Origin of the sequence: Rhodococcus sp. (in: high G+C Gram-positive bacteria), from assembly GCF_049286785.1 — a bacterium.
Classification (GTDB): Bacteria; Actinomycetota; Actinomycetes; order Mycobacteriales; family Mycobacteriaceae; genus Rhodococcus_F.
Map to the genome: position 1 here is coordinate 1 of NZ_JBAQEO010000200.1, position 4,109 is coordinate 4,109.

Annotated in this window: 4 protein-coding genes; 1 reads left to right on the forward strand and 3 read right to left on the reverse strand. The window is 60.9% G+C overall.

What is annotated here, in order from left to right; translation table 11 throughout:
* The 3 genes from WAW17_RS08185 to WAW17_RS08195 all read right to left on the reverse strand — a co-directional run.
* Nucleotides 1-538, reverse strand: a 538-nt coding sequence (locus tag WAW17_RS08185) for an acyl-CoA dehydrogenase family protein (protein ID WP_422332485.1), incomplete at its 3' end; no start/stop codon positions are given.
* Between the two features lie 112 nt (nucleotides 539-650).
* Nucleotides 651-1,463 carry a mycofactocin-coupled SDR family oxidoreductase gene (locus WAW17_RS08190; RefSeq protein ID WP_422332486.1) on the reverse strand — a complete coding sequence of 271 codons (813 nt, stop codon included), beginning with the start codon at nucleotides 1,461-1,463 and terminating at the stop codon, nucleotides 651-653.
* Nucleotides 1,464-1,530: 67 nt separating this feature from the next.
* Complete coding sequence (locus tag WAW17_RS08195; RefSeq protein ID WP_422332487.1) at nucleotides 1,531-3,171, reverse strand: AMP-binding protein; 1,641 nt, start codon at nucleotides 3,169-3,171, stop codon at nucleotides 1,531-1,533.
* A gap of 595 nt (nucleotides 3,172-3,766) precedes the next feature.
* On the opposite strand from WAW17_RS08195, the gene WAW17_RS08200 reads away from it, so the two are divergent.
* Nucleotides 3,767-4,109, forward strand: a 343-nt coding sequence (locus WAW17_RS08200) for an SDR family NAD(P)-dependent oxidoreductase (protein ID WP_422332488.1), incomplete at its 3' end; no start/stop codon positions are given.

The window sequence follows — 4,109 nt, forward strand, 5'->3', positions numbered from 1 at the left end:
GAAAATAGTCGCAGTGATCGATTCCGGAAATGTAGTACTTCGCCCCGCGCACACGCCATCCTCGGTCACTTCGCGTGGCCGTGGTCGTAATATTGTGGGAGTTCGACCCGGCGTCCGGTTCCGTGAGCGCGAATGCGAACTTGATCTCGCCCGAGGCAATTCCGGGAAGATACTTTTCCTGCTGTTCTTGGGTTCCGTGACGGGTCAAGGCGCTACCCGCGATCCCTTGAGAAAGCACCATAGCCAGCTCCGGACATCCACCCGCAGACATTTCTTCGAGCACGATGGCGAGGTGGCTCAATCCCACACCGCCTCCACCGAACTCTTCCGGGATATTCAACCCCAGGAAGCCTTGGCGCCCGAGCTCGTCCCACAGCTCCTGCATGGGCTCGCCGGTCTGGGCCATCTTCCTGTAGTACTCATGCCCGTACTTCGCGACGATCTCGGCGACCGTCGATCGAAGTAGCCTTTCCTCGTCCGAAAGTGCAAGAGGCATAGCCGCCGGCAAGGATTGGTCAACCAGTTCTGCTGTATCCATGAACACACCTCGAAGTCGATATGGCACTGCTTGGTCTAGGGTCGGGAGGGCGGACTTACGCGCGCGTGCCCGGCTTCCGGTCCGGTGCTCGCCGGATTCCTGTCGCGACTCGTCAGTAATTGGTCCACCCGGCGTCGACCGGTAGCGCCACCCCGGTGATGTGCTCCGAGTCGTCGGAGGCGAGAAACACCGCGGTCTTCGCGACTGTTTCCGGGGGAACCCAACCGGCGGGCAGCAGTGATCGGTCGGTGGAGAAGAAGCGAGGGGCGTACTCGAGGGACTTCTCGACGGTGCCGCCCTTCTGCGTCATATCGGTTGCGATGGCTCCGGGGCAGATTGCGTTGACCCGGATCGAGTGCTCACCCAGTTCCCAGGCCAGGGTCTTCATCAGACCGACCACACCGTGCTTGGCGGCCGTGTAAGCGGGAGCGCACGGTTGAGCTTTGAGGCCGTTGACGGAAGCGGTCAGGATGACCGAACCACCCTGCTGACCTTCGATGATGCGGGGGACGAATGCTTTGGCGACCTTCCACGCGCCGGTGAGGTTGACGTCGATACTCTCCTGCCACGACGCTTCATCCAACGCCCACGTGCTCTCCCCGATGGTCCAGATGCCGTGGTTGATCACCAGGATGTCGATTCGTCCGTACGTCGACATCACTCGCTCCGCCAACGCTTCGAGTTCGGTCAGGTCGCGGGCGTCGATCTTCGCGGACAGGCATTCCTGGCCTTCTTTGCGCACGAGCTCAGCAGTTTCCTCCAACTGTTCGACTGTCGCGCCGGGGTGCAGCGGCGTCTTCAGAGGTTCGCAGATGTCGAACGCAACAATCTTGGCACCTTCACGGGCCATGGCCACTGCGTGAGCACGACCCTGCCCGCGGGCAGCGCCCGAAATAACTGCGACTTTTCCTTCGAGCTTGCTCATCGTCAACTCCTTGATATTCGGCGATCACCAGATCGCAACGGTGGATTCAGGGGTGGAGCCTGCTGCGTTATGTCAGTTCCTGATACCTGCCTGCTGACCATGCATCCCGGATGGCGAACTTTTGGATCTTGCCCGATAGTGTCTGCGGCAATTCCGAGATGACGTACCATTTCGCCGGGATCTTGTATCCGGTCAAACTCATACGCAGGAAAGTGTCGAGTTCGTCAGCGCTTGTGTTCGCTCCTGGCGCGAGCTTCACGAATGCCGCCGCAACTTCTCCGTAGTACTCGTCGGGTACACCCACGACGGAAACGTCGGCAATCGCTTCGTGCTTGAAAAGCTCGTCCTCGATTTCGCGAGGGAAGATGTTCTCGCCCCCGCGGATGATCATGTCTTTAACGCGGCCTTCGACCCGGATGTAGCCTCGGTGGTCCATGGAACACAGATCCTGTGTGTGCATCCATCCGTCGTCGCTGAACGCGCCGGCAGTGCCCTCCGGATTGTCGTAATACCCGACCATCGTGTGGTATCCGCGGGTAAGCAGCTCGCCCACTTCGCCACGTCGGCAGGTCGACCCGTCTACCGAGTCGACGATCTTTATCTCGATGCCAGGCAGGGGACGACCGCAGGTTCGAGCTTTGTCTTCGGCAGAATCGTCTGTGGTTGTCATGGTGATGACACCGCTGGCCTCGGTCTGTCCGAAGACGATGGTGAAATCGACGCCGAGTTTGCTTTCGATTTGACGAACCATCTCTGCCGGCACCGGCGCGCCTCCCGAGGAGAGAGACTTCAGGGAGCTGAGATCCGCGGTTTCGAACGCCGGATCACGCATCAGCGCCAGGATCATGGTGGGCACCGGATTCATGATCGTCACCCGTTCCTCTTCGATGAGCCGAAGAGCTGCCCCCGCGTCGAAGTTGATCAAAGGTACGAGCGTGCCTGCCAACCCGAGTGTTCCCATGCCTGCGTAAACGCAACCTCCGACGTGAAACATCGGTAACACTGCGAGCCACACTGCTCCCGGCTTTCCGCCTGCACGAAGTGCCGCTTGATGACCGTCGTTGACCACACCCCGGTGGGTCAACATGGCCCCTTTGGGGCGGCCTGTGGTCCCGGAGGTGTACTGGATCTGAGCAGGGCTCATGGGTTCGACCTCGGGGAGTTCGGTCGACGTGTCGCCCGATTCCAAGAACGCATCCCACTGACCGAAACTGATGATCTCCACCGGTCGATCGAACTTGCCGGCCGCCTCGTGGGCGATCTCGAGCATCGGGCTGCCCCGGAATTCGGGATGGACGAAGCACGCCACGGCCCGGGACTGTCGCAGGCAGAACTCCAGTTCCGATTCGCGGAAGGTCGGGTTGACTGTCACCATCACCATGCCGGCGAGCGCTGCGCCACACTGGAATACGGTGTACTCCGGGATATTCGGTGCCCAGATGGCAATGTGATCTCCGGGGGAGTACCGCTGGAGAAGTGCTCGTGCGCAGGCCTCGGCCTGCTCGAGCAGTTCGGTATACGTCCACCGTCTGCGGTCGGGGTGTGCAATACCCTCCACGATTGCCAAGCCTGTCGGAGCACTAGCGGCGGACCGGCGTAGGACATCTCCCACGGTCAAGTTCTCCGGGGCTGGTTGGTCCGGACCTCGCTCGTAGGCATAGTCCTGACCGATGTCCTCGATATTCAGGGCTACATTCTGTTCGAGCATCTCATCAAGCCTTCCGTGCAGTGGGACCCCGAGTGCAGCTGCCATCTCGATGTGGAAAGCCGCAACTGAGGACAGGTAGACGGTGTTGGGTGGTCCGAACCGGTCGTGGAATGCACGTCGGCGGACCGAAGCGAACAAGCGCCTCAGCAATATTCCTGCAATCAGATGCTGTGGGCTGTGCCGGTAAAGGCACGCTAACTATCTTGTCGTACGCATGTCAATATCGATTCACTAACGTGGCGTTGTCCCTGGTGGCGGGCATAACGTCACCATGCCAGACTCGAGCGGGCAAAACCTGGATGTGTAGCGATATGCGACAAACTTCGGGTGCTCCCGGTTCCTACCCTGAGGTTATGCACCCCCGGGGTCGACCATCACAGAATCTGCGCTGTCGAACTCTGCTTCTCCTGGCACCGAACTTCTGGCTCTGGTCTCGCCCCAGCGGGGCGGATCTCGATCGACAAGCTGAGCCTGAAGTGCAGGCGAATCGGCTGACCTGGAACGAGACTGCGTCCAGCCGGCGAGGCGCGGTTGGTAGGTACCGGAGCGGGGTGAAGGCGTTCGTGGCAATCCACTGGAAAGTGAGCACAAGTAGATGGATATCGACCTGACGGGAAAGAGTGCGTTGGTCACCGGCGGAGGCTCGGGCATCGGCGCGGCGTGCGTTCGTGAGTTGGCCGCTTGCGGTGCCAAGGTCGCGGTCGCTGATCTGTCCGCGGCAGCGGCGCGTGCTGTGGCTGACGAGATCGGCGGGGGTGCAACAGCAATCACCGCTGACGTGAGCAATCCGGGTGATGCGTCGCGAATGGTCACCGAGACGCTCGACGCCTTCGGGTCGCTCGACATCGCGGTCAACAATGCCGGGGTCGGGATGCCGACGAAGGCTTCGGTCGGCGCGACCGATATCGCTGAATGGCGGCGGGTGTTGTCGATCAACC

Bases quoted from the DNA above. Each gene is read 5' to 3' on its own strand.
- WAW17_RS08190 (WP_422332486.1), bottom strand. From the start codon at position 1,463: ATGAGCAAGCTCGAAGGAAAAGTCGCAGTTATTTCGGGCGCTGCCCGC.
- WAW17_RS08195 (WP_422332487.1), bottom strand. From the start codon at position 3,171: ATGCTCGAACAGAATGTAGCCCTGAATATCGAGGACATCGGTCAGGAC.